Source organism: Dietzia sp. NPDC055343, assembly GCF_053645265.1.
Genome location: NZ_JBSHMJ010000011.1, coordinates 80,953 through 100,050 on the forward strand (window position 1 = coordinate 80,953; position 19,098 = coordinate 100,050).

Here is a 19,098-nt window from a genome sequence, read left to right on the forward strand (position 1 = left end):
CGGTGGATCGGGCGGTGCGAGACGGCCTCGCAGCGGCGACGAGCGTGGCCGCGGACGACCACTGAGACCGGGAAATTCGGTAGTCGTGCACCCCTTGACTTGACAGGTCTGTATACATAGTCTGAAGCCGAGGTTTACAGACCTGTATACCCACCTCCTAGCCCGACCCCTCAAGGAGGGAAATCATGTCGCCGTTCCGTCCCTTCATCGACCTTCTCGCCCAGCTGTGGTTCGCCCTCGACACCGCCAGTGCTGTCCGTCATGGCAAGCCCGTCTCCGAGCGGGCCCGCGTGTACTGCATGACCGACCACGCGCCCACCCGGGCGCACCTCGGCTCCGTCGCTGCGTAGGTCCCAGCATCTGCCGCTGCACCTACTGCCGGCCCACCGACGGGTGAGCAGCGTCACGCGGGCAAAGAGCTCGATCGGGCACTTCTCGCGACCGAAGTGATTAAGTTCTTATTGAACACGATCGTTCTCGCCTGCTTCCACAAACGAGGTTCCCCACATGACCACTTCCACCTTCACCCCTGTCGCCAAGGGCATGCGCCTGGCCCTGATAGCCGGCGGTCTCATCGCGATCGCCTTCGGCATCGCCGTGCTCGTCTGGCCGGGCAAGACCGCCGTCGTCATCACCGGCGTCATCGCGGTCTGGGCCATCGTGGCCGGGCTCATCTACATCGCTGTGTCGTTCGCCACCACCGGCCATTCCACCGGCAGTCGGGTGGGCCACGGCCTGCTCGGCGTGCTCTACATCGTCGCGGGCATCTACGCCTTCGTCTCACTGCAGCAGTCGGCGGCCTTCCTCGCGATCTTCGCCACCGTGTTGATCGGCGTCATGTGGATCTTCGAGGGCTTCACTGCCCTGTTCAACCTCGGCGAAGCCAGCTCGAAGGGCATCACGATCTTCTTCGCGATCATCTCCGTGCTCGCCGGCATCTCGCTGGTGAGCACGCCCCTGTGGGGAGCCGGCTTCCTGTGGTGGCTCGCCGGCATCGCACTTCTCGTCCTGGGCGTGCTCAACGTGATCCGAGGCTTCTCGATCAAGGCCTGACGCGCCGATCGGCCGCGGTCAACCAGGGTTATCTCGAGGCCCTCTCGTGCCGGGGAATGCCTCGAAACCCGCCAGCAGGCCGGGAGCGAACCTCCAGCGAACTGCGAGCCGTCACTTCGGTCAGCATTCGGCCAGGTGGGCGGCGGCGGGTGGCCGCTCGCCCGGTGACGCTCCGCGCGACCCCGTCCAGCCCGGGGCGCTGCCGGTGTGGCCCGAAATGGGTTGTCACCAGTCGTGTTACGTTGTCCTGGCCAGCGAGACCAACAGGTCGCGGGAATCCGGTGCGAATCCGGAACTGACGCGCAGCGGTGAGGGAGATGGCAGGGGCACGATGCCACTGGGTCGGTAGACCCGGGAAGGCGCTCCCGGCCAGGTGATCCCGAGTCCGAATACCGGCTGGCCCTCGCGGTGACCACCGCCAGGTCAAGATCGGGCTTCGCGTTTCAAGGCCCGCGACCTCGAAAGCACCACGATGCGCGCACCCGCTCCGGCTGACTGCGGCGAGGCCGTCGCTAACCGCGCCCGGGCCGCCCGCCGGCGCGTTCGCGTCCGGGCCTCCCCTTCCGGACTACCCGCCCGGTCCGCCGGGCTCGGCCTGGGCGTCGCGCTGGACCGCGTGGTGGGGGATCCCCGGCGGTGGCACCCCGTCGCCGGATTCGGAGGGGTCGCGATGGCAGTCGAGCACCGGCTTCTGGACCCCCGCCGATCCGCAGCCGGGCAGCGGGCGGCGGGTGTGCTGTTCACCGGGGTCCTCGTCGGCGGGAGCGCCGCGGCCACTCATACCGTGGGCCGCCTCCTGTCCCGCAGCACCGCCGGGACCGTCGCGTGGAACGCCGCCGTCGCGTGGGCCTGCCTCGGCGGGAGCTCGTTGCTCTCGGTGGCACGCCGACAGGACGCTCTCCTGCGCTCCGGCGATCACGACGGTTCCCGGGCCCTCCTGCCGTGGCTGTGCGGCCGCGACCCGGACGCCCTCGACCCCGACGACCTGGCCCGCGCGGTCGTGGAATCGGTCGCGGAGAACACCTCCGACGCGGCCGTGTGCACGCTGTTCTGGGCCGCGATCGCGGGCCCGGCCGGCGCCGCGATGCACCGGACCGCCAACACACTGGACGCGATGGTCGGTCACCGCTCACCGCGGTACCAGCACTTCGGCACCGCCTCGGCCAGGCTCGACGACGTCCTGGGATTCGTTCCGGCCCGCCTCGCCGGGCTCATCGGCGTCGCGGTCGCCGGCACCATCGGCGGCAGCCCCTCCGGCGCCCTACGGACCTGGCGTCGGGACGCCCGCACGCACCCCAGCCCGAATGCCGGAGTGGTGGAGTCGGTGTGCGCCGGCGCGCTCGGGGTCCGGCTCGGCGGCCCGACCCCCTACCCGTACGGCGTGCAGCAGCGCGCGGTCCTCGGGGACGGGCGGCCGGTCCGCGCCGAGGACATCGGCCGGGCCGTTCGCCTCCACGACCGGGTCCAGCTGGTTACCGCCGGCCTGATGATCGCCGGTCTGCTCGTCGCCCACGCGAGGACGGTGCGGCGCGATGGCTGAGGACCTCGACAAGCTTCGTATCCACGGCGACACCCAGGTCGGCCCGGGCGCGATCGACTTCGCGGTGAACGTCCACGGGGACCGCCCGCCCGCATGGCTGGCCGACCGGCTGCGGCAACGCATCGACGATCTGGCCGCCTACCCGACCGCCGCCGACGAGGACCGGGCCCGCCGGGCTGTGGCCGAGAGGCACGGGGCCGACCCCGGCCGGGTGCTCCCGCTCGCCGGATCCGCGGAGGGCTTCCATCTGCTGGCCGACCATGCCGCGCGCCGGGGTCTGCGCGCCGCCGTGGTGCACCCGTCGTTCACCGAACCCGAGGTGGAACTTCGGCGGGCCGGGGTGCCCGTCACCCGGGTGATCCTGCGCGAGCCGTACATCTTCGACCCCGGACTCGTTCCGGAGTCGGCCGACCTCGTCGTCGTCGGCAATCCCACCAACCCCACGTCCGTCCTCCACCCACGGGCGACCATCGCGGCGCTGTGCCGCCCCGGGCGGGTCACGGTGGTGGACGAGGCGTTCTGCGACGTGGTCGACGCCGAGGACGGCTCGTCGCTCGCCGGCGCCGACCTGCCCGGGCTCGTGGTCCTGCGCTCGGTGACCAAGACCTGGGCGCTGGCCGGACTGCGCGCCGGATACGCGGTGGGGGACGCGGCGGTCCTCGCCGACCTGGCCGCGCACCGGGTCCACTGGCCGCTCGGCACCCTCCAACTGGAGGCCGTGGCCGCCTGCTGCTCGGGCGAGGCGTCGGCCCACCTCGATCGGATCCGGCGGCGACTCGCCGCCGACCGCGCGGCGATGTGCGAGGCCCTCACCGGCGCGGGGATCGAGATCGCCGTCCCACCCGTGGCCCCGTTCATCCTGGTCAAGACGCCGGAGGGGCACGATCCCCACGACTTCCGGGCCCGGCTCGGCGAACGCGGCGTCGCCGTCCGCCGCTGCGACACCTTCCCGGGGCTCGACCCGCGGCACGTGCGCCTGGCCGTCCGCGACGCCGACACCGTGAGCCGTCTCATCACCGCGTGGGAGGGTGCCCGGGATCAGGCGCAGACGGTCTCGGACAAGGGGGTGACGACCCTCCGGTGAGAGCCCTGTGCTTACCCTGTCCCTGTACTGCTGACATCCGGAACACGCAGGGGAAGACCGGTGAGACTCCGGCGCTGACCCGCAACGGTGTGTGGCCACCAAGGTGGCCGCGAGCCCGATTACCTGCCCGGATGTCCGCGACTCCGAGTACATCGCCGAGGTCTGCGAACCGGAGTCCTGCAGGTGATGCGGCGTCGCTGACGCCTACCCACCCACAGGTCTCTCGTGTCGTCTGACCTCATGACACGATCCGAGGTCTGATCATGTTCCCTCGCAAGTCCCGAATCACCCTGTCCACGCTCGTCGTGGCCGGCGTCGCCCTCACCGGCTGCTCCCGCGGGGAGGCGATCGAGAGCAGCGGCGGGGGTGAGACGTTCGCCGAGCCGGTGACCATCACCAACTGCGAGCGCGAGGCCACCTTTGAGGCGCCGCCGCAGCGCATCATCTCGATGAACGACCACGTCACCGAGACACTGATCCAAATGGGCGCAGGCGACCGGATCGTCGGTATGGGTTACGGCGAACAGAACGATGTACTGCCTGAGGTGGCCGAGCAGTTCCACGCCATCCCGTCCCTGGCCGAGGAGTACCCGACCTGGGAGCAGATCATCGACCTGGAGCCGGACATGGTGGTCGGCGGTATGCGCAGCGCCTTTGATGAGAAGGAGGGCCGCAGCCGCGACGCCCTGGAGGCCCAGGGGATCTCCACGTTCCTGTTCTCCGAGTACTGCGGCGAGGGCTTTCCCGACCTGGGGATGCTCGACACCGATTTCGAGCAACTGGGCCGCGTGCTCGGCGTCGAGGACGGGGCCGAGGACCTGACCGAGCGGATCACCCGGGACATGAACGAGGTGCGCGAGTCGCTGGATGAGGCTGGCGTCAGCGGCATTCCGACCTTCTTCTACGACGGCGGCGAGGCGGAGCCCACCACGATCGGCGGCGTGGGGGTCGGGCAGTTGATTGGCGAGTACGCCGGCGCAGACAACATCTTCACGGAGGGCGAGAAGCCGTACGTCACGACGACGTGGGAGATCCTGGGCGAGCGGCAGCCCGAGGCGATCGTGGTGCTGGACTACGGTGCCACCAGCGCGGAGGACAAGGTCGCCTACCTGCGCAACCAGCCCATCATGTCCACCACGCCGGCCGTTCGGGAGGACCGCATCGTGGTGGTGCCGCTGTCGGACTTCTTCGAGAGTTCACGCATGACGACCTCCACCGAGACCATCGCCCGCGCACTACATCCGCAGGCGTTCGGGGGCCGGTGATGACCACCGTCGCCGAACCCGTGGCCGACGCCGCCGGCCGCGCCTCCCGGCCCGGTTCCGCCGCACCACCAGCGCCGCCGCGCCGACGCCGGATGTGGCTCATCCTGGTCCCACTGGTGGTGCTCCTGCTGATGTCGATCGCCGCCGGCGTCTCGCTGGGGTCGGTGTCGATCCCGATCGGCGACGTGTGGGCGATCGTCGCCCACCGCATCGCCCCCGGCGCGTTCGAACCGTGGTGGACCCAGGCGCGCGAGGCGATCGTCATCGAGTCCCGGCTGCCCCGATCGCTCATGGCCGCCGCTGTCGGAGCGTCGCTGGCGGTGGCCGGTGGCGTGGCCCAGTCTGTCACCCGCAACCCGCTGGCCGACCCATATCTGCTGGGGGTGTCCTCGGGCGCCGGGTTCGGCGTGGTGGTGCTCACCGTGCTCGGGATCGGCGCCGGCGTATGGGGCGTGTTCACGCTCCCGATGGCCGCCTTTCTCGGCGCGCTTCTGCCGCTGGCCGGCGTCATCCTGGTCGCGCGCCGCGCGCATGACACCACCGCGATCGTCCTGGTGGGCGCGGCCATGACCATGGTGTTCGGCGCGCTCAACACATTCGTGCTCCTGGTGCTGGGTGACGATCACCAGCTCGGCACCGTCATGCGCTGGCTGGCCGGCGGATTCGGGGACGCCGGCTGGACCATGCTGTGGGCCCCGCTCGGCATCCTCGCGGTGGCCGGGACGGTGGTCCTGCTCTGCAGCCGCCACCTGGATCTGCTCCTGACCGGCGACGACGGCGCCACCGCGATGGGCGTCAACGTGCCTCGCTTCCGCATCCTCATGCTGCTGCTGGTCTCGCTGCTGACCGCGGGCGCCGTGGCCGTGTCCGGGACCATCGGCTTCATCGGCCTGCTGATCCCGCACCTGGCCGGCTACCTCACCGGGCGCACGTCGGTACGGCTGCTGCCGACCGCGGCCGTGCTCGGCGCCGTGGCGCTGGTGCTGGCGGACCTGGCCGCCCGGTCCGTGTCCGACGGGGCCGAGCTCCCGGTCGGCGTGGTGACCGGCGTGATCGGCGGTCCGGTGTTCCTGCTGATGTTGTGGCGTCGCTACGGGAAGGCCTCGGTATGACCACGTTGACCGCACTCGATGTCGACGCCCGCCTCGGGGGTCGACAGATCCTCGACGGGGCGGGACTGACCGTCATGCCCGGCCGGGTCACCGCACTGGTCGGCCCCAACGGCAGCGGCAAGACGACCCTGCTGCGCACCTGCTACCGGGCGCTGCCCACCACGGCCGGTCTCGTCTCGATCGACGGCGCGGACATCACCTCACTGCGCCGCCGCGCCCTGGCCCGGACGGTGGGGGTGAGCACGCAGGAACCGGTCTCGCTCGGCGGGATCACGGTCCGCGAATCAGTCCGACTCGGCCGCACCGTCAAGCGGGGCATGTTCGAACCGTTCGGCACCGACGACTCCGCTGTGGTGGACACCGTCCTGGCGCAGGTCGGGATGACGGAGCTGGCCGAGCGCGATGTGCTGGCCCTGTCGGGCGGCGAGCGGCAGCGGGTCTCGATCGCGCGCGCCCTGGCCCAGCAACCGGAGGTCCTCCTGCTCGACGAGCCCACCAATCATCTGGATCTGCACCAGCAACTGTCCGTCCTGACGCTACTGCGCAGGCTGGCCGCCGACGGCCTGGCCGTGTTGTTGACCCTGCACGACCTGCGGATGGCCACCGAGTACTGCGACGCGATGGCGGTCCTCCAGCGCGGCCGGGTGGTGGCCGACGGCCTGCCCGAGAAGGTGCTCTCCCCCGCTCTGTTGGCCGACGTGTTCGGCGTCCGCGGCGAGGTACGCCCCGGACGCGCCGGTGGCCGCACCCTCGACGTATGGGGGCTCGCCGATGAGTGACGTGCCCGGCCGCCGCGCGCGAGGAGACCACGGTGGTCACGACGACGAGGGCCGCGCGCCCGGGGCCGTGGCCTCGGCGTACGAGCGCGTCTCGGGCCCGCTCGGGGATTTTGCCCGCACGATCGAGCACGGGCCGCGGGTCCTGCCCGGATCGGTGCTGACGGACCCGCGGTGGCTCGCCCGGCGGGTGGCCGACACCGGCCGACGATGGAGTCACGACGATCCGCGGGTCAACGGCACCCTGTGGTGGTATTCGGCCAGCTCATCACTGGTCGCGGCGCCGCTGACGATGCTGCTGACCGCCGGCCTCGCCCCGGATCCGCGGCCGGAGCGGCTCACCGTGTCACTGCAGCCCAACGGCTACCTCAAGGCCGCCCGGTCGGACCGGCTGCTCGCCTCTGTCGAGGAGTTCGCGGACGCGCTCTGCCAGGCGCACGCCGAGGTGATCACCGCGCTGGCGGAGGTTTCCGGGGCGACGCCGCGGGCCCTGTGGGCTATCGCCACGGACTCCATCGGGAACCGGGCGCTGGAGGCGGGTCGGGCGGTGGGCGACGGGGACCGTGTGGACGGCGCCGGGGGCGGCGGCGCAGACAGGGGCGCCGCCCTGGCCCGGACTGTCTGCCGCCCACCCCTCCTGCCGGTGCGGTACGTGGACGTCGACGGGCCGCAGCGCTCCCGACGTTTCGTCCGCCGCAGTTCCTGCTGCCTCATCTATGTGGCCACCGGCGGGGACAAATGCGTCAGTTGCCCTCGCCGGACTCCGCAGGATCGGCAACATCAGCTGACCCTCCGGTCGTGAGCGGTACCGCCATGCCCACCGGTCACGCAGACCTGGGCTGAGGCTGGCCCGGCCGGGCGGCGCCGTCGAGCCGCCCGGCCAGGGTAGCCGGTCAGCGCTTGCGGGCGCTGTTGCTCACCTTCTGCAGAAGCTCTTTTGCCCTGCGCTGGTTCTCGGGCTTCGCGGCCTCGCGTCGGACCACGTCAACGGCCTTGAGGGCGATCCCGCTCTTGATGGTCTTACCCAGAAATCCCATCGTGCACCTCCATGTGTCGGGAGCGCCAGCGTAGGCACGGTGCACGCGGCCCGCGACCGGCCGCCGGTGACTGGTTCAGCCGACCACGGCGGTGAGCAGGTCCGACAACCCGGCGACCGCTCCGATCACCGTGATCGCCGGCGGCTCGATCCCCGCCTCGGCGCAGGCCGCGGCGATCGTGGCCGCTGTCCCGTGCAGGATCCGCTGCGTGGGCATCGACCCGTCGGCGACGGTCACCGCCGGGGTGTCGGCGGGCAGGCCCTGTGCGAGGAGTTCAGCGGTGATCGCCTCGAGGTTCGTCACGGCCATGAGCAGCACCAAGGTGGTCCCCGACCGGGCCAACGCGCCGTAGTCGAGGGTCGACTGCGGGCTGCCCGGCGGGACGTGCCCGGAAATGACCGACACCCCCTGAGACAGGCCGCGATGGGTCGCGGGAACGCCGGCGAGGGCCGGGACCGCCAGCGCCGAGGTGACGCCCGGGATCACTCTCACCGGCACCCCGGCGGCCGTACACGCGAGGTACTCCTCGCCGCCGCGGCCGAACAGGAAGCTGTCGCCACCCTTGAGGCGCACGACCATCCGGCCGCGCCGTGCCTGGTCGACGAGGATCCGGTTGATCTCCTCCTGCGGGGTCGCCCGGCCGAAGGGGATCTTGCCCACGTCGATCACCTCGATGCGTGCGTCCAACTCCTCGAGCACCGCGACCGGGCCCAGGCGGTCGGTCACCACCACGTCGGCGGCGAAGAGCGCCTCCCGCCCGGCGACGGTCATCAGCCCGGGGTCTCCGGGCCCACCGCCCACCAGCACCACCTGACCGGTGATCGCCTCCGTCGCAGCCGTCACGTCATCGTCCTCTCGTCACGTTCTGTCTCGCGCCCGCCACCACGTCGGAGCAGGTACACGTCCATCACCCAACCGTGCTCGGCGCGCAGCCGGTCGCGTTCGGCCCGCAGCTCATCGAGCACGTCGCCGACCCGCCCGGCGGCCAGCGTCTCGCCGACATCGCCGAGATTGCCGCCCCACCAGATGCGCCAGTCGTCCAGGCCGTCGAGCGGCAGGTCGGAGTTGAGCATCACCACCACGTTGTCGGCGCCCGCGGCCACGACCTCGCGCAGCCGCCGGCCGGTGGTGACGGTGATCGTGGCGCCGATCTCGTGCAGGACGAGCCGATGTCGCGCGGCCAGGACCTGCAGCGCGGAGATGCCCGGCAGCACCCGGACGTCGAGGTCCAGGCGCCCGCGCTCGGCGATCCGGTCGAGAATCCGCAGCGTCGAGTCGTAGAACGCGGGGTCTCCCCACACGGGGATCGCCACGTCCCCGGGCCGTTCGGTGAGGATCTGCTCCCAGGCCAGTGCGCGGGCCTGGTGCCAGTCCAGGACCACGCCGCGGTAGTCACCGTGGGTGGAGGTCGACGACGACGAGCGGTCCCTCTCCGGATCCTGTACCCCCACCAGCTCGAGCCCCGGGGCGTGCCGGCCCAGGAGCTCGACGCGCCTGGTGAACAGCGGATCGCCCGGACGCTTGAGGGCGGCCACCGCATAGTCGGACGCCTGTAGAGCATGTACCGCCTCGACGGTGATCTGATCGAGTCCGCCGGAGCCGATACCCACCACGTGGATCCGCCGCGTCGGCGAGTCCGCGGCGGCCGCGGGTCGGTCAGTCACCGTGGGCATCCTCGAGGTCGCCCTCGACGTCCAGGTAGAGCTGTCGCATCTGATCCATGAGCGCGGCGTCGGGCTCGGCCCACAGGCCGCGGTCGGCGGCCTCGGTCAGCCTCTCGATCATCCCGCGCAGCGCCCACGGGTTGGACCGTCTCAAGAAGTCCTGGTTGGTCTCGTCCAGCACGTACTCGCGGGTCAGCGTCTCGTACATCCAGTCGTGCACCACGCCGGCGGTGGCGTCGAACCCGAACAGGTAGTCCACGGTCGCGGCCAGCTCGAAGGCCCCCTTGTACCCGTGCCGCTGCATGGCCGCGATCCACCGCGGATTGACCACCCGGGCGCGGAACACCCGGACGGTCTCCTCGGCCAGCGTGCGGGTGCGTACCGCGTCGGGCGTGGTGGAGTCGCCCACATACGCCCTCGGCTCGGCCCCGGTGAGCGCGCGCACGGTGGCGATCATGCCGCCGTGGTACTGGAAGTAGTCGTCCGAATCGGCGATGTCGTGCTCGCGGGTGTCGATGTTCTTCGCGGCCACGGCGATGCGCCGGTAGTTCGTCCGCATGTCGTCGGCCGCCGGCACGCCGTCGAGGTCGCGGCCGTAGGCGTACCCGCCCCAGCGGGTGTAGACCTCCGCCAGGTCGCGGTCGTCGCGCCAGTTGCCGGCCTCGATGGTCTGCAACAGGCCCGCCCCGTACGAACCGGGAGCGGAGCCGAAGATCCGCGTGGTGGCACGCCGCTGATCGGTGTGCTCGGCCAGATCGGCGCGGGCGTGGGCGGCCACGAAGTTCTGCTCGTCGGGCTCGTCCAGACCGGCGACCAGTTGCACCGCGTCGTCGATCATGGCGATGACGTGCGGGAACGCATCCCGGAAGAAGCCCGAGATGCGGACGGTCACGTCGATGCGCGGACGCCCCAGTTCGTCGGCCGGGATCACCTCGAGGCCGTTGACCCGCCGGGAGGCCTCGTCCCACTGCGGTCGCACGCCGAGCAGGGCCAGCACCTCGGCGATGTCGTCACCGGAGGTACGCATGGCCGAGGTACCCCAGATGGACAGCCCCACCGAGGCCGGGTACCCACCGGTCTCGGACACGTGGCGCTCGAGCAGCGAGTCGGCCATGAGCTGACCGGTCTCCCAGGCCAGGCGCGACGGGATGGCCCGCGGGTCCACGGTGTAGAAGTTGCGGCCCGTGGGCAGCACGTTGACCAGGCCACGCAGCGGGGAGCCCGACGGCCCGGCCGGGATGAAGCCCCCGTCGAGTGCATGCAGGACCCCGTCCATCTCGTCCACCGTGGCGGCCAGGCGCGGGACGACCTCGCGGGCGGCGAACTCGAGGACGCGGGCGACGTCGTCGCGGCCGGTCACGTTGTCGTCGTCGCCCCCTTCCGCGGCGCCGGAGTCGCGGGCGAGGTCACCGCCCGCGCCGAGCCCTGCAGCGCCAATACCTGCTCCGACCCCCGCGGCAGCGAGGACCTCGGGCACCGCGGCGGCGTCCCAGTCGCGCGCGTCCATCGCCACGACCAGCTCGCGGGCCAGCGCCTCGATGCGGTCCACCTCCTCGGTGGGTGCGCCCTCGGCCAGCCCCAGCGCGCGGCGAAGGCCCGGAACCGCGGCGGACTCGCCGCCCCACACCTGCGAGGCCCGCAGGATCGCCAGCACCAGGTTGACGCGTGCCTGGCCCTCGGGCGCCTGGCCGAGTACGTGGAGGCCGTCGCGGATCTGGACGTCCTTGATCTCGCACAGCCAGCCGTCGACGTGGAGGAGGAAGTCGTCGAACTCCTCGTCGCCCGGCTGCTGCTCCAGGCCCAGGTCCTCGTGCATGTGAGCCGAGCGCATGAGGGTCCAGATCTGGTCGCGGATGGCGCCGAGCTTGCCCGGGTCCATCGCGGCGATGTTGCCGTACTCGTCCAGCAGTTGCTCGAGCCGGGCGATGTCGCCGTACGACTCCGCACGGGCCATCGGCGGCACCAGGTGGTCGACGATCGTGGCGTGCGCCCGGCGCTTGGCCTGCGCGCCCTCGCCGGGGTCGTTGACGAGGAACGGGTAGATCAGCGGCATCTCGGCGATCGCCGCGTCGGTCGCGCAGTCCGCCGACAGCGCCGCGTTCTTACCCGGCAGCCACTCCAGCGAGCCGTGCTTGCCCAAGTGGACCAACGCGTGCGCGCCGAACCCGCGGGACAGCCAGCGGTAGGCGGCCAGGTAGTGATGCGACGGCGCGAGCTCGGGGTCGTGGTAGATCGCCACCGGGTTCTCGCCGAACCCGCGGGGCGGCTGGATGAGCAGCACCACGTTGCCGGCCTGCAGCGTCGCGAGGACGATCTCGCCGGCGTCGTTGACGAACAGCTCGCCGGGTGCCTCGCCCCACGCCTCGACCATCTCCTCGCGCAGCGCCGGAGACAGGTCCTCGGTCCAGCGCAGGTAGTCGGAGGTGCTGATCCGCACGTGGGAGTCGGTGAGCTGGGCCGTGGTCAGCCACTCCTCGTCCTGGCCGCCGGCGTCGATGAGCGCGTGGATGAGGGCGTCGCCGGCGGCGGTGTCGTCGGCGAAACCGGCGTCCTGCCCACTGCCGGCGCCGTCCCCGGCACCGTCACCGGCCACGCTCCCGCCCTCGCCGGAGCGGGTGAGGAAGCGGGCGATCGGGCCGTCGTCCGGGCCCAGATCATAGCCCTCCTCGCGCATGCGGCGCAGCAGCCGGATGGTGGAGACGGGCGTGTCCAGGCCGACGGCGTTGCCGATGCGCGAGTGCTTGGTGGGGTATGCCGAGAGCACGAGCGCGATCCGGCGCTCGGCCCGCGGGATGTGCCGCAGCCGGGCGTGGGCCACGGCGATCCCGGCCACGCGCGCGCAGCGTTCGGGGTCGGCGACGTAGCGGGGCAGGCCGTCGGCGTCGATCTCCTTGAACGAGAACGGGACGGTGATGATGCGGCCGTCGAACTCGGGGATCGCGATCTGGCTGGCCGAGTCGAGCGGGTTCACGCCGTCGTCGGAGCCCTCCCAGTCGTCGCGGCCCCAGGTCAGGCACAGCCCCTGCAGGATCGGGATGTCCAGCGCGGCGATGCGTTCGACGTCCCAGCTCTCGTCGTCGCCCCCGGCCCCCGCGGCGCCGGGCGTGGTCCCGCCGGCGGCGAGGACCGTCACGACCAGCGCGTCGAGCGTCCCGAGCGCGTCGAACAGCTCGTCCGGCGCCGACCGCAGCGAGCCGGCGAACACCGGCACGCCCACGGCCTCGCCGGTGGCGTCGATCGCGTCCGCCAGCGCGTGCGCGAAGCCCGCGTTGCCGCTCACCTCGTGGGCGCGGTAGTAGAGCACGCCGACGCGCGGCAGGTCGCCCGGCGCGTGATCCAGGGCGTGGCCGCCCGGCGACTGGTCAGTTCCGCTCACGTTTTCCCAGGTCACGCTCCGGGGATCGCGTGATCTCTGACCACTCGCCGCGTCCGCGGCCCGCGGCCGCTCCGCGATCCCCCACTCCGGCACGCTCTCCGGCGGTTCGAACCCGGTTCCGGTGAGCAGGACGGTGTCCGAGAGGAAGGCGTGCAGCTGCGCGAGGTTGGCGGGCCCGCCCTCGGCGAGGTAGCGGTGCGCCTCGGCGGCGGTGCCGATGGGGACGGTGGAGACCTCCATGAGGTCCGCGTCCGGGGACTGTTCGCCGCCCAGGACGACGACGGGCACGCCGGCGCCCAGCACCGCCTCGAAGCCGTGGTCCCACGAGCGCCTGGATCCGAGGATCCTGACGACGACGAGGTCGGCCCGGGTGAGCAGGTGCGGGAGGTCGGTCTCCACGTCGATGCGTGACGGGTTGCCGAGCGTGAACGCCGCCCCGGATTCCCGCGCGGAGAGCAGGTCCGTGTCGGACGTGGACAGCAGTGCGATGCGGGGAGCACGCGAATCGGACGACTCGGGTGTTGCCGCGGCGTCGTCAGGGGACGCCGAACGCCGGTCTTGGCGCATGTTCTTCTCCAAACCCTCGTGGAACATGTCGCCGTGGCCGGTCTCCTGGCTTTCGCATCGACGCCACGCGACCGACCTTCCCGGGCTGGTGAGCCCAGTGGCCTCCGCCCCATGAGGGACGGACGAGGGTCGCGGAACTCCGCGACTACAGTGGCGAGGGCCGCGCCGGCTTCTCCTCCGGCTTCCCGAACACCACGGCACCGCCGAGACTATCGGCCGCCGCCGGCGCCCGGCCCGCCGCCCTGGGTTCGACGGCGTCCGCGTAGGCTCCAGGGGCATCCCACGGCGAGGAACCCGGTGCGATTCCGGGGCGGTTCCGCCACTGTGAAGCCCTGACCAGGGCCGTCAGCCAGATACTGGCCGAGGGATGGACGTGCGGTCACTCCCGCGCCGACTTCGACTTCTGACCGGGGCGAGAACCCCGAGGAGGACCCATGCCTGGTGCCGTCCGGCCGCCGCGTCGCTATGACTACATCGACGACGGCCCCGCCATCTACCTGGATTCCTTCGCCACCATCCGGCGGGAGACCGATCTCTCGCGGATCCCCGGCGACGCCGAGAAGCTCGCGGTCCGCATGGTGCACGGCACGGGTCAGACGGATCTGACCGCCGACCTGCAGGTGCATGCCGGACTCGTCGACGCCGCACGCTCGGCCCTCGACGCCGGAGCGCCGATCCTCTGCGACGCCCACATGGTCGCCTCGGGCGTCACCCGCGCACGGCTGCCGCGGGACAACGACGTGGTGTGCACACTGAACGACCCGCAGGTCCCCGAGCTGGCCCGACAGATGGGCACCACCCGCTCCGCGGCCGCGTTGGCCCTGTGGGGTGACCGGCTCGACGGCGCCGTGGTGGCGATCGGCAACGCCCCCACCGCCCTGTTCCACCTGCTCGAGATGCTGCTCGACGGCGCGCCCCGGCCCGCGGCGGTCATCGGCTGCCCGGTCGGCTTCATCGGAGCGGCCGAATCCAAGGCGGCACTGGCCGATTTCGCCAGCGACCACGGGATCGACATCCCGTTCGTCACCGTGCACGGCCGCCGCGGCGGCTCGGCGATGACCGCCTCCGCCGTCAACGCCCTGGCGCAGGACGCCGAGTGAGCGGCGGGATGACCGGCGCGGATGCCCCCGGTGTGGCCGGCGACGCTGACGTAGGCGCAGAAGCGGGTGCTGGCGCGGGTCGTCTCTACGGCGTCGGCGTGGGGCCGGGAGACCCCGAGCTCATGACCCTCAAGGCCGCCCGACTGATCGGTGCCGCCGACGTGGTGGCCTTCCACGCCGGGCGCGGCAAGCAGTCCAACGCCCGGCGCATCGCCGCCGACCTCATCCCCGCCGGCGCGATCGAGGAGGTGCTCGAGTACCCGGTCACCACGGGCCTGACCGAGCATCCGGGCGGGTACGCGGGCGCGATCGCGGACTTCTACGAGCGCAGCGCGCAGCGTCTTGCCGAGCACCTCGCCGCGGGCCGTGACGTGGTCCTGCTGGCCGAGGGCGACCCGCTCTTCTACGGCTCGTTCATGTACATGCACGACCGGCTCGCGGAGCGGTTCCTCACCGAGATCGTGCCCGGGGTGCCGGCCTTCGCCGCCGCCACCGCCGCGGCCGCGACCCCGCTGGTCAGGCAGACCGACGTGCTCACCGTGCTGCCCGGAACGCTTCCCGAGCCCGAGCTCGCCCGGCGACTGGCCGATACCGACGGCGCGATCATCATGAAGCTCGGCCGCAACTTCCCCGCCGTGCGCCGGGCGCTCGAATCCGCCGGGCGACTCGACGGCGCGGTGTACGTCGAGCGCGCCTCGACGGATGCAGAGGCGCATCACCCGGCTCGCGAGGTCGACCCGGAGACCGTGCCGTACTTCTCCCTCGTCGTCGTCCCCGGGGACTCCCACCACCACGACCCCACCGGCCGCCGACCCGCACAGCTGACCGCGCCGACCCCCGACCCCGCCGCTCCCGGCGCCCGCGGCGTCGTGCACGTGGTGGGGCTGGGGCCCGGGCCGGACGACTGGCTCACGCCGGAGGCCGCGCGCGTACTCGCCGAGGTGGACCACGTGGTGGGCTACGCGCCGTACGTCAACCGGGTGCCGCAGCGGCCCGGTCTGCGGCGGCACAGCTCCGGCAACACCGTGGAGGTCGACCGGGCGGGTCTCGCCCTGGAGTTGGCGGCCACGGGCGAGCAGGTGGCCGTGGTCTCCGGCGGTGACGCGGGCGTGTTCGGTATGGCGTCGGCGGTGTTCGAGGCCGCCGAGGGCCCGCGGCACGACGGGGTCGACATCCGCGTGGTGCCCGGCGTCTCCGCGGTGCAGGCGGTGGCCGCGCGGGCCGGGGCGCCGATCGGCGCGGACTTCGCGGTGGTGAGCCTGTCGGACCGGCTCAAGCCGTGGGACGTGATCGCGCGCCGGCTCGACGCGATCGCCGCCGCCGACCTGGTCCTGGCCGTCTACAACCCCGCGTCCCGCTCGCGCACGCGCCAGGTCGCCGACGCCCGGGACGTGCTTCTGCGCCACCGCGACCGGGCCACTCCCGTCGTGGTGGGCCGGGACGTCGGCCGCGCCGAGGAATCGCTGACCGTCACCACGCTGGGCGAGCTCGACTGTGATGCGATCGACATGAAGTGCCTGCTCATCGTGGGCGCGTCGGGGACCCGCGTGACCGACTCCGGCCGCGTGTGGAGTCCGCGTTTCGTGCGAGCATGACGCTCGTGAACCCCGACGACCTGCACGCTGCCGACGCGGACGCGCTGTGGCGGGTGCTCGCCACCCGGCGCGACCACCGCCATTTCCACCCGACGCCGGTCCCGCGGGAGCTGATCGAGCGGCTGCTCTCGGTGTTCTCGGTGGCCCCGAGCGTGGGGCTCAGCCAGCCGTGGCACGTGACCGTGGTGCAGGACCGCGCGGTGCGCGAGGCCGTCCATGCCGGTTTCCGGGGTGTGCGCGCCGCCGAGGCCGAGCGCTTCTCCGGCGAGCGGCGCGCGCTGTACGACACGCTGCGGCTCGAGGGGATCCTCCAGGCCCCGGTCGGCCTGGTGGTGAGCCACCTCCCGCCGGACGGACCGGTGTTGGGGACGACGGCGATGCCGGCTGCGTCGGAGTACAGCGTCATCTCGGCTATCACGCTGCTCTGGTTGGCCGCGACCGCCGAGGGCCTGGGCATGGGCTGGGTGAGCCTGCTCGACCCCGAACACCTCAGCGGGTCCGTGCCGATCCCCGACGGCGCCAGGCCGCTGGCCTACCTGTGCATCGGGTACCCGTCGCTCGACCTGGACGAGCCGCTGTTGCAGACCGTCGGCTGGGGGCGGCGGCGGCCGCTGCCGGTCGACTGGGTGTGAGGAATCCCGCCACGCCGCGCTGTCCCGCCTGGCGGCGTCAACGCGCTGTCGTCGGCTACCCGCTGTCTGAGGTCACCCGTTACCGGCGGTGAAATCCGCCCGGTGGTCTCGCAGAGCCTGCGCCAGGTCGCTCGTGGCTCGAGTGGGTGCCCGGCGGGTCGCCAGGGCAAAGACGACGTCGGGCATCGACGGCAACTCCGGCTCCTCCAGTAGCGCCAGCCCGCCCGGGATCAGTGACTCGGCAAAGGGCATGATGCCAATGCCGCTGAGCGTGGCGGCGCGCAGTCCGGCGAGGCTGGTCGACGTCGCCGCGGTGCGGTAGGCGACGGCGTGACTTTCGAGCGCACCGACAGCCGCGTCTCGCGTCACCGAGGGCCGCGGGTAGAGAACCAGAGGCAGCGGCTCGTCACGAGGCAGTTCGTAACCCGCCCGGGCCGCCCAGACGAGTCGATCCGTAAACAGCGGCTCGACCTCGAGCGCGTCCACGCCCCGCGAGGGCCCCGGGCGCATGGCGAGGATGATGTCCAACTCCGCGGACCTCAACCGTCGATGCAGCTCCACACTGAGATGGATCGACAACTCCACGTCGAGCAACGGATGCTCCAGCCGCAGTCGCTCGAGGAAGGTCGGCAGATGGGTGAAGGCGAAGTCCTCCGAGACCCCGAACCGCACGGTGTGGCGGCGATGGTGGAACCCGCTCTCGTCCAGGGCTTCATCAGCCAGCGCGAGAATGCGGTGGCCGTAGGTCAGGAAGCGCTCGCCCGCCGGCGTGAGACGGACGGAGTGGGTGTCCCGCTCCAGGAGCGGATGTGAAAAGTGTTCTTCGAGCTGACGCACACGTGCACTGATCGTTGACTGGCTCAGGCCCAGCCGACGCGCGGCTCGGGTGAAGCTCAACTCCGACGCCACGGCGAGGAAACTCCGTACGAGTCGAAGGTCGAGATCGCGCTCCATGGTCATCGGTTTTGATGATAACAATGACCACGGCGATGGGGTTTCCCGTTGTTCGCGCCAGTGGCAGCCTCGGGCCGTGGCTTCACTACCCAGGTTCCGTCTCGATCCGTTCCTCACCGCGCTGGTCGCGCTGCCCGTCATCGCGACGTTTCTCCCCGCTCGGGGCGGCGTGGCGGACGCACTGGACACCGCGACCATCGCCGCGATCTGCCTGCTCTTCTTCCTCCACGGCGCCAAACTCGCGCCGTCCCAGACGATGGCGGGCTTCGCGAGGTGGCGGTTCCAACTCCTGGTGCTGGGAAGTACGTTCCTCGTGTTCCCCGTTCTCGGGCTCCTCATCACCCTCGCCCCGGAGTCGCTGCTCAGTCCGGTTCTCGCCACGGGATTCCTGTTCCTGTGCATACTCCCGTCGACGGTGCAGTCCTCGATCGCGTTCACCTCGGTGGCGCGGGGCAATGTGGCCCTGGCGGTGAGTTCGGCGTCCATCTCCAACGTGCTCGGCGTGGTCATCACCCCCGTTCTGGCGGCGCTCCTCATCGGCTCGCAGGTGCACATCACCCCGGAGTCGATCCTCGGTATCGTCGGGCAGCTCGTGGTGCCCTTCGTCGCGGGCCAGTTGCTCCACCGCCGGATCGGCGACTGGCTGGGGCGGCACCGGATTCTGGTGTCGATCGTCGACCAGGGGTCCGTGCTCCTGGTGGTCTACGTGGCATTCAGTACCGGCGTCACACAGGGGCTCTGGACGGTGGTGCCGCCGGCACAGCTCCTGACGGTGGTGGGTGTGTCCGTGGTTCTCCTGGCCGTCGTGATGTCCTTGTTCGCGGGCGCGGGAAAGGTGTTCCGCCTCCCCCGGGCCGACCGCATCGTCCTGTTCTTCTGCGGGTCGAAGAAGAGCCAGGTGAGCGGGCTACCGATGGCGTTCCTGCTGTTCCCCGCGGCGGAAGTCGGGATCATGGTCCTGCCGTTGATGGTGTTCCACCTCATCCAGTTGCTGGTCTGCGCCGTGATCGCCAATCGCGCCGGCAGAAACTATTCCGAACCCGAGCTGCAGCGCCAACCGGCCTGACGTCGCCTGCCCCGGGACGTTCCGGACCTCGCTGCCGTTTCGTCGCCACCATCGCGAAGCTCGTTGGCACCACTGCGGCTATGTGCCGAATTCTTCGCAGTGGTGCCATCAAAACACCGGTGGGGCGTCGGGGGATCACCACTCCGCCGCCGAGCGCCCTCGGCTTTACCCTGGGTCCATGTCTCCCCTCGATGCGGTACTCGCGTTTGCCGTGGTCGCGGGCCTGCTCACGCTGGTGCCCGGGCTCGATACGGCGCTGATCCTGCGTTCCTCACTC

General features: G+C 71.5%; 17 protein-coding genes and 4 riboswitches. Of the genes, 12 read left to right on the forward strand and 5 right to left on the reverse strand.

Annotated elements, in window-relative coordinates:
- Positions 1–185 precede the first annotated feature (185 nt).
- From ACWIE7_RS07655 to ACWIE7_RS07690, 8 genes are all read left to right on the forward strand, one after another.
- Positions 186–350 (forward strand): hypothetical protein, encoded by a 165-nt coding sequence (locus ACWIE7_RS07655; protein ID WP_452098118.1) that lies wholly within the window; start codon positions 186–188, stop codon positions 348–350.
- A gap of 157 nt (positions 351–507) precedes the next feature.
- The gene (locus tag ACWIE7_RS07660) at positions 508–1,053 is read left to right on the forward strand and encodes an HdeD family acid-resistance protein (RefSeq protein ID WP_452098119.1); all 546 of its coding nucleotides are present in this window, start codon (positions 508–510) and stop codon (positions 1,051–1,053) included.
- 235 nt (positions 1,054–1,288) lie between these two features.
- Positions 1,289–1,468, forward strand: a riboswitch (cobalamin riboswitch).
- Between the two features lie 57 nt (positions 1,469–1,525).
- Positions 1,526–2,593: a CobD/CbiB family cobalamin biosynthesis protein gene (locus ACWIE7_RS07665; protein ID WP_454068936.1), complete on the forward strand. Its 1,068-nt coding sequence runs from the start codon at positions 1,526–1,528 to the stop codon at positions 2,591–2,593.
- Positions 2,586–3,677, forward strand: a complete 1,092-nt coding sequence (gene cobC / locus ACWIE7_RS07670; RefSeq protein ID WP_452098121.1) for an Rv2231c family pyridoxal phosphate-dependent protein CobC — start codon at positions 2,586–2,588, stop codon at positions 3,675–3,677. Before ACWIE7_RS07665 ends, cobC begins: the two co-directional genes overlap by 8 nt.
- Before the next feature lie 35 nt (positions 3,678–3,712).
- Positions 3,713–3,810, forward strand: a riboswitch (adenosylcobalamin-variant (AdoCbl-variant) riboswitch).
- Positions 3,811–3,940: 130 nt separating this feature from the next.
- On the forward strand, positions 3,941–4,942 hold the full coding sequence (locus ACWIE7_RS07675) for an ABC transporter substrate-binding protein (RefSeq protein WP_454068937.1): 1,002 nt from the start codon (positions 3,941–3,943) through the stop codon (positions 4,940–4,942).
- A complete protein-coding gene (locus ACWIE7_RS07680; RefSeq protein WP_454068938.1) occupies positions 4,942–6,054 on the forward strand; it encodes a FecCD family ABC transporter permease in 1,113 nt (370 codons plus the stop codon). Before ACWIE7_RS07675 ends, ACWIE7_RS07680 begins: the two co-directional genes overlap by 1 nt.
- Positions 6,051–6,833: an ABC transporter ATP-binding protein gene (locus tag ACWIE7_RS07685; RefSeq protein ID WP_454068939.1), complete on the forward strand. Its 783-nt coding sequence runs from the start codon at positions 6,051–6,053 to the stop codon at positions 6,831–6,833. Before ACWIE7_RS07680 ends, ACWIE7_RS07685 begins: the two co-directional genes overlap by 4 nt.
- Positions 6,826–7,632, forward strand: a complete 807-nt coding sequence (locus ACWIE7_RS07690; RefSeq protein ID WP_454068940.1) for a (2Fe-2S)-binding protein — start codon at positions 6,826–6,828, stop codon at positions 7,630–7,632. The genes ACWIE7_RS07685 and ACWIE7_RS07690 overlap by 8 nt, the downstream gene beginning before the upstream one ends.
- Positions 7,633–7,723: 91 nt before the next feature.
- Here the strand turns inward: ACWIE7_RS07690 and ACWIE7_RS07695 are convergent, their stop codons facing one another.
- The 4 genes from ACWIE7_RS07695 to cobN all read right to left on the reverse strand — a co-directional run bounded on the left by ACWIE7_RS07695 (position 7,724) and on the right by cobN (position 13,501).
- The gene (locus ACWIE7_RS07695; protein ID WP_454057277.1) at positions 7,724–7,867 is read right to left on the reverse strand and encodes a hypothetical protein; all 144 of its coding nucleotides are present in this window, start codon (positions 7,865–7,867) and stop codon (positions 7,724–7,726) included.
- Positions 7,868–7,942: 75 nt separating this feature from the next.
- On the reverse strand, positions 7,943–8,710 hold the full coding sequence (gene cobA / locus ACWIE7_RS07700; protein ID WP_454068941.1) for a uroporphyrinogen-III C-methyltransferase: 768 nt from the start codon (positions 8,708–8,710) through the stop codon (positions 7,943–7,945).
- On the reverse strand, positions 8,707–9,531 hold the full coding sequence (gene cobF / locus ACWIE7_RS07705; protein WP_454057279.1) for a precorrin-6A synthase (deacetylating): 825 nt from the start codon (positions 9,529–9,531) through the stop codon (positions 8,707–8,709). The genes cobA and cobF overlap by 4 nt, the downstream gene beginning before the upstream one ends.
- Entirely contained in the window at positions 9,524–13,501 is a 3,978-nt protein-coding gene (gene cobN / locus ACWIE7_RS07710; RefSeq protein WP_454068942.1) for a cobaltochelatase subunit CobN, read from the reverse strand. The genes cobF and cobN overlap by 8 nt, the downstream gene beginning before the upstream one ends.
- Positions 13,493–13,686, reverse strand: a riboswitch (cobalamin riboswitch). (Overlaps the previous gene by 9 nt.)
- A 35-nt stretch (positions 13,687–13,721) precedes the next feature.
- Positions 13,722–13,851: riboswitch (cobalamin riboswitch) on the forward strand.
- Between the two features lie 57 nt (positions 13,852–13,908).
- Here cobN and ACWIE7_RS07715 point away from each other — a divergent pair.
- The 3 genes from ACWIE7_RS07715 (at position 13,909) to bluB (ending at position 16,801) form a co-directional block, all read left to right on the forward strand.
- Positions 13,909–14,574: a precorrin-8X methylmutase gene (locus ACWIE7_RS07715; protein ID WP_454068943.1), complete on the forward strand. Its 666-nt coding sequence runs from the start codon at positions 13,909–13,911 to the stop codon at positions 14,572–14,574.
- 122 nt (positions 14,575–14,696) lie between these two features.
- Positions 14,697–16,169 carry a precorrin-2 C(20)-methyltransferase gene (locus tag ACWIE7_RS07720; RefSeq protein ID WP_454068947.1) on the forward strand — a complete coding sequence of 491 codons (1,473 nt, stop codon included), beginning with the start codon at positions 14,697–14,699 and terminating at the stop codon, positions 16,167–16,169.
- Positions 16,166–16,801 carry a 5,6-dimethylbenzimidazole synthase gene (gene bluB, locus ACWIE7_RS07725; protein WP_454068944.1) on the forward strand — a complete coding sequence of 212 codons (636 nt, stop codon included), beginning with the start codon at positions 16,166–16,168 and terminating at the stop codon, positions 16,799–16,801. The genes ACWIE7_RS07720 and bluB overlap by 4 nt, the downstream gene beginning before the upstream one ends.
- Before the next feature lie 72 nt (positions 16,802–16,873).
- On the opposite strand, the gene ACWIE7_RS07730 is transcribed toward bluB, so the two are convergent.
- Complete coding sequence (locus tag ACWIE7_RS07730) at positions 16,874–17,761, reverse strand: LysR family transcriptional regulator (RefSeq protein WP_454068945.1); 888 nt, start codon at positions 17,759–17,761, stop codon at positions 16,874–16,876.
- A gap of 70 nt (positions 17,762–17,831) precedes the next feature.
- On the opposite strand from ACWIE7_RS07730, the gene ACWIE7_RS07735 reads away from it, so the two are divergent.
- Positions 17,832–18,821, forward strand: coding sequence for a bile acid:sodium symporter family protein (locus tag ACWIE7_RS07735; protein ID WP_454068946.1), 990 nt, complete (start codon positions 17,832–17,834; stop codon positions 18,819–18,821).
- The last annotated feature ends 277 nt before the right edge of the window (positions 18,822–19,098 follow it).

Bases quoted from the DNA above. Each gene is read 5' to 3' on its own strand.
- ACWIE7_RS07675 (WP_454068937.1), top strand. From the start codon at position 3,941: ATGTTCCCTCGCAAGTCCCGAATCACCCTGTCCACGCTCGTCGTGGCC.
- cobN (WP_454068942.1), bottom strand. From the start codon at position 13,501: ATGTTCCACGAGGGTTTGGAGAAGAACATGCGCCAAGACCGGCGTTCG.
- ACWIE7_RS07665 (WP_454068936.1), top strand. From the start codon at position 1,526: ATGCGCGCACCCGCTCCGGCTGACTGCGGCGAGGCCGTCGCTAACCGC.
- ACWIE7_RS07685 (WP_454068939.1), top strand. From the start codon at position 6,051: ATGACCACGTTGACCGCACTCGATGTCGACGCCCGCCTCGGGGGTCGA.
- ACWIE7_RS07730 (WP_454068945.1), bottom strand. From the start codon at position 17,761: ATGACCATGGAGCGCGATCTCGACCTTCGACTCGTACGGAGTTTCCTC.
- ACWIE7_RS07690 (WP_454068940.1), top strand. From the start codon at position 6,826: ATGAGTGACGTGCCCGGCCGCCGCGCGCGAGGAGACCACGGTGGTCAC.
- ACWIE7_RS07660 (WP_452098119.1), top strand. From the start codon at position 508: ATGACCACTTCCACCTTCACCCCTGTCGCCAAGGGCATGCGCCTGGCC.
- cobC (WP_452098121.1), top strand. From the start codon at position 2,586: ATGGCTGAGGACCTCGACAAGCTTCGTATCCACGGCGACACCCAGGTC.
- ACWIE7_RS07695 (WP_454057277.1), bottom strand. From the start codon at position 7,867: ATGGGATTTCTGGGTAAGACCATCAAGAGCGGGATCGCCCTCAAGGCC.
- ACWIE7_RS07715 (WP_454068943.1), top strand. From the start codon at position 13,909: ATGCCTGGTGCCGTCCGGCCGCCGCGTCGCTATGACTACATCGACGAC.
- bluB (WP_454068944.1), top strand. From the start codon at position 16,166: ATGACGCTCGTGAACCCCGACGACCTGCACGCTGCCGACGCGGACGCG.
- ACWIE7_RS07680 (WP_454068938.1), top strand. From the start codon at position 4,942: ATGACCACCGTCGCCGAACCCGTGGCCGACGCCGCCGGCCGCGCCTCC.
- ACWIE7_RS07655 (WP_452098118.1), top strand. From the start codon at position 186: ATGTCGCCGTTCCGTCCCTTCATCGACCTTCTCGCCCAGCTGTGGTTC.
- ACWIE7_RS07720 (WP_454068947.1), top strand. From the start codon at position 14,697: ATGACCCTCAAGGCCGCCCGACTGATCGGTGCCGCCGACGTGGTGGCC.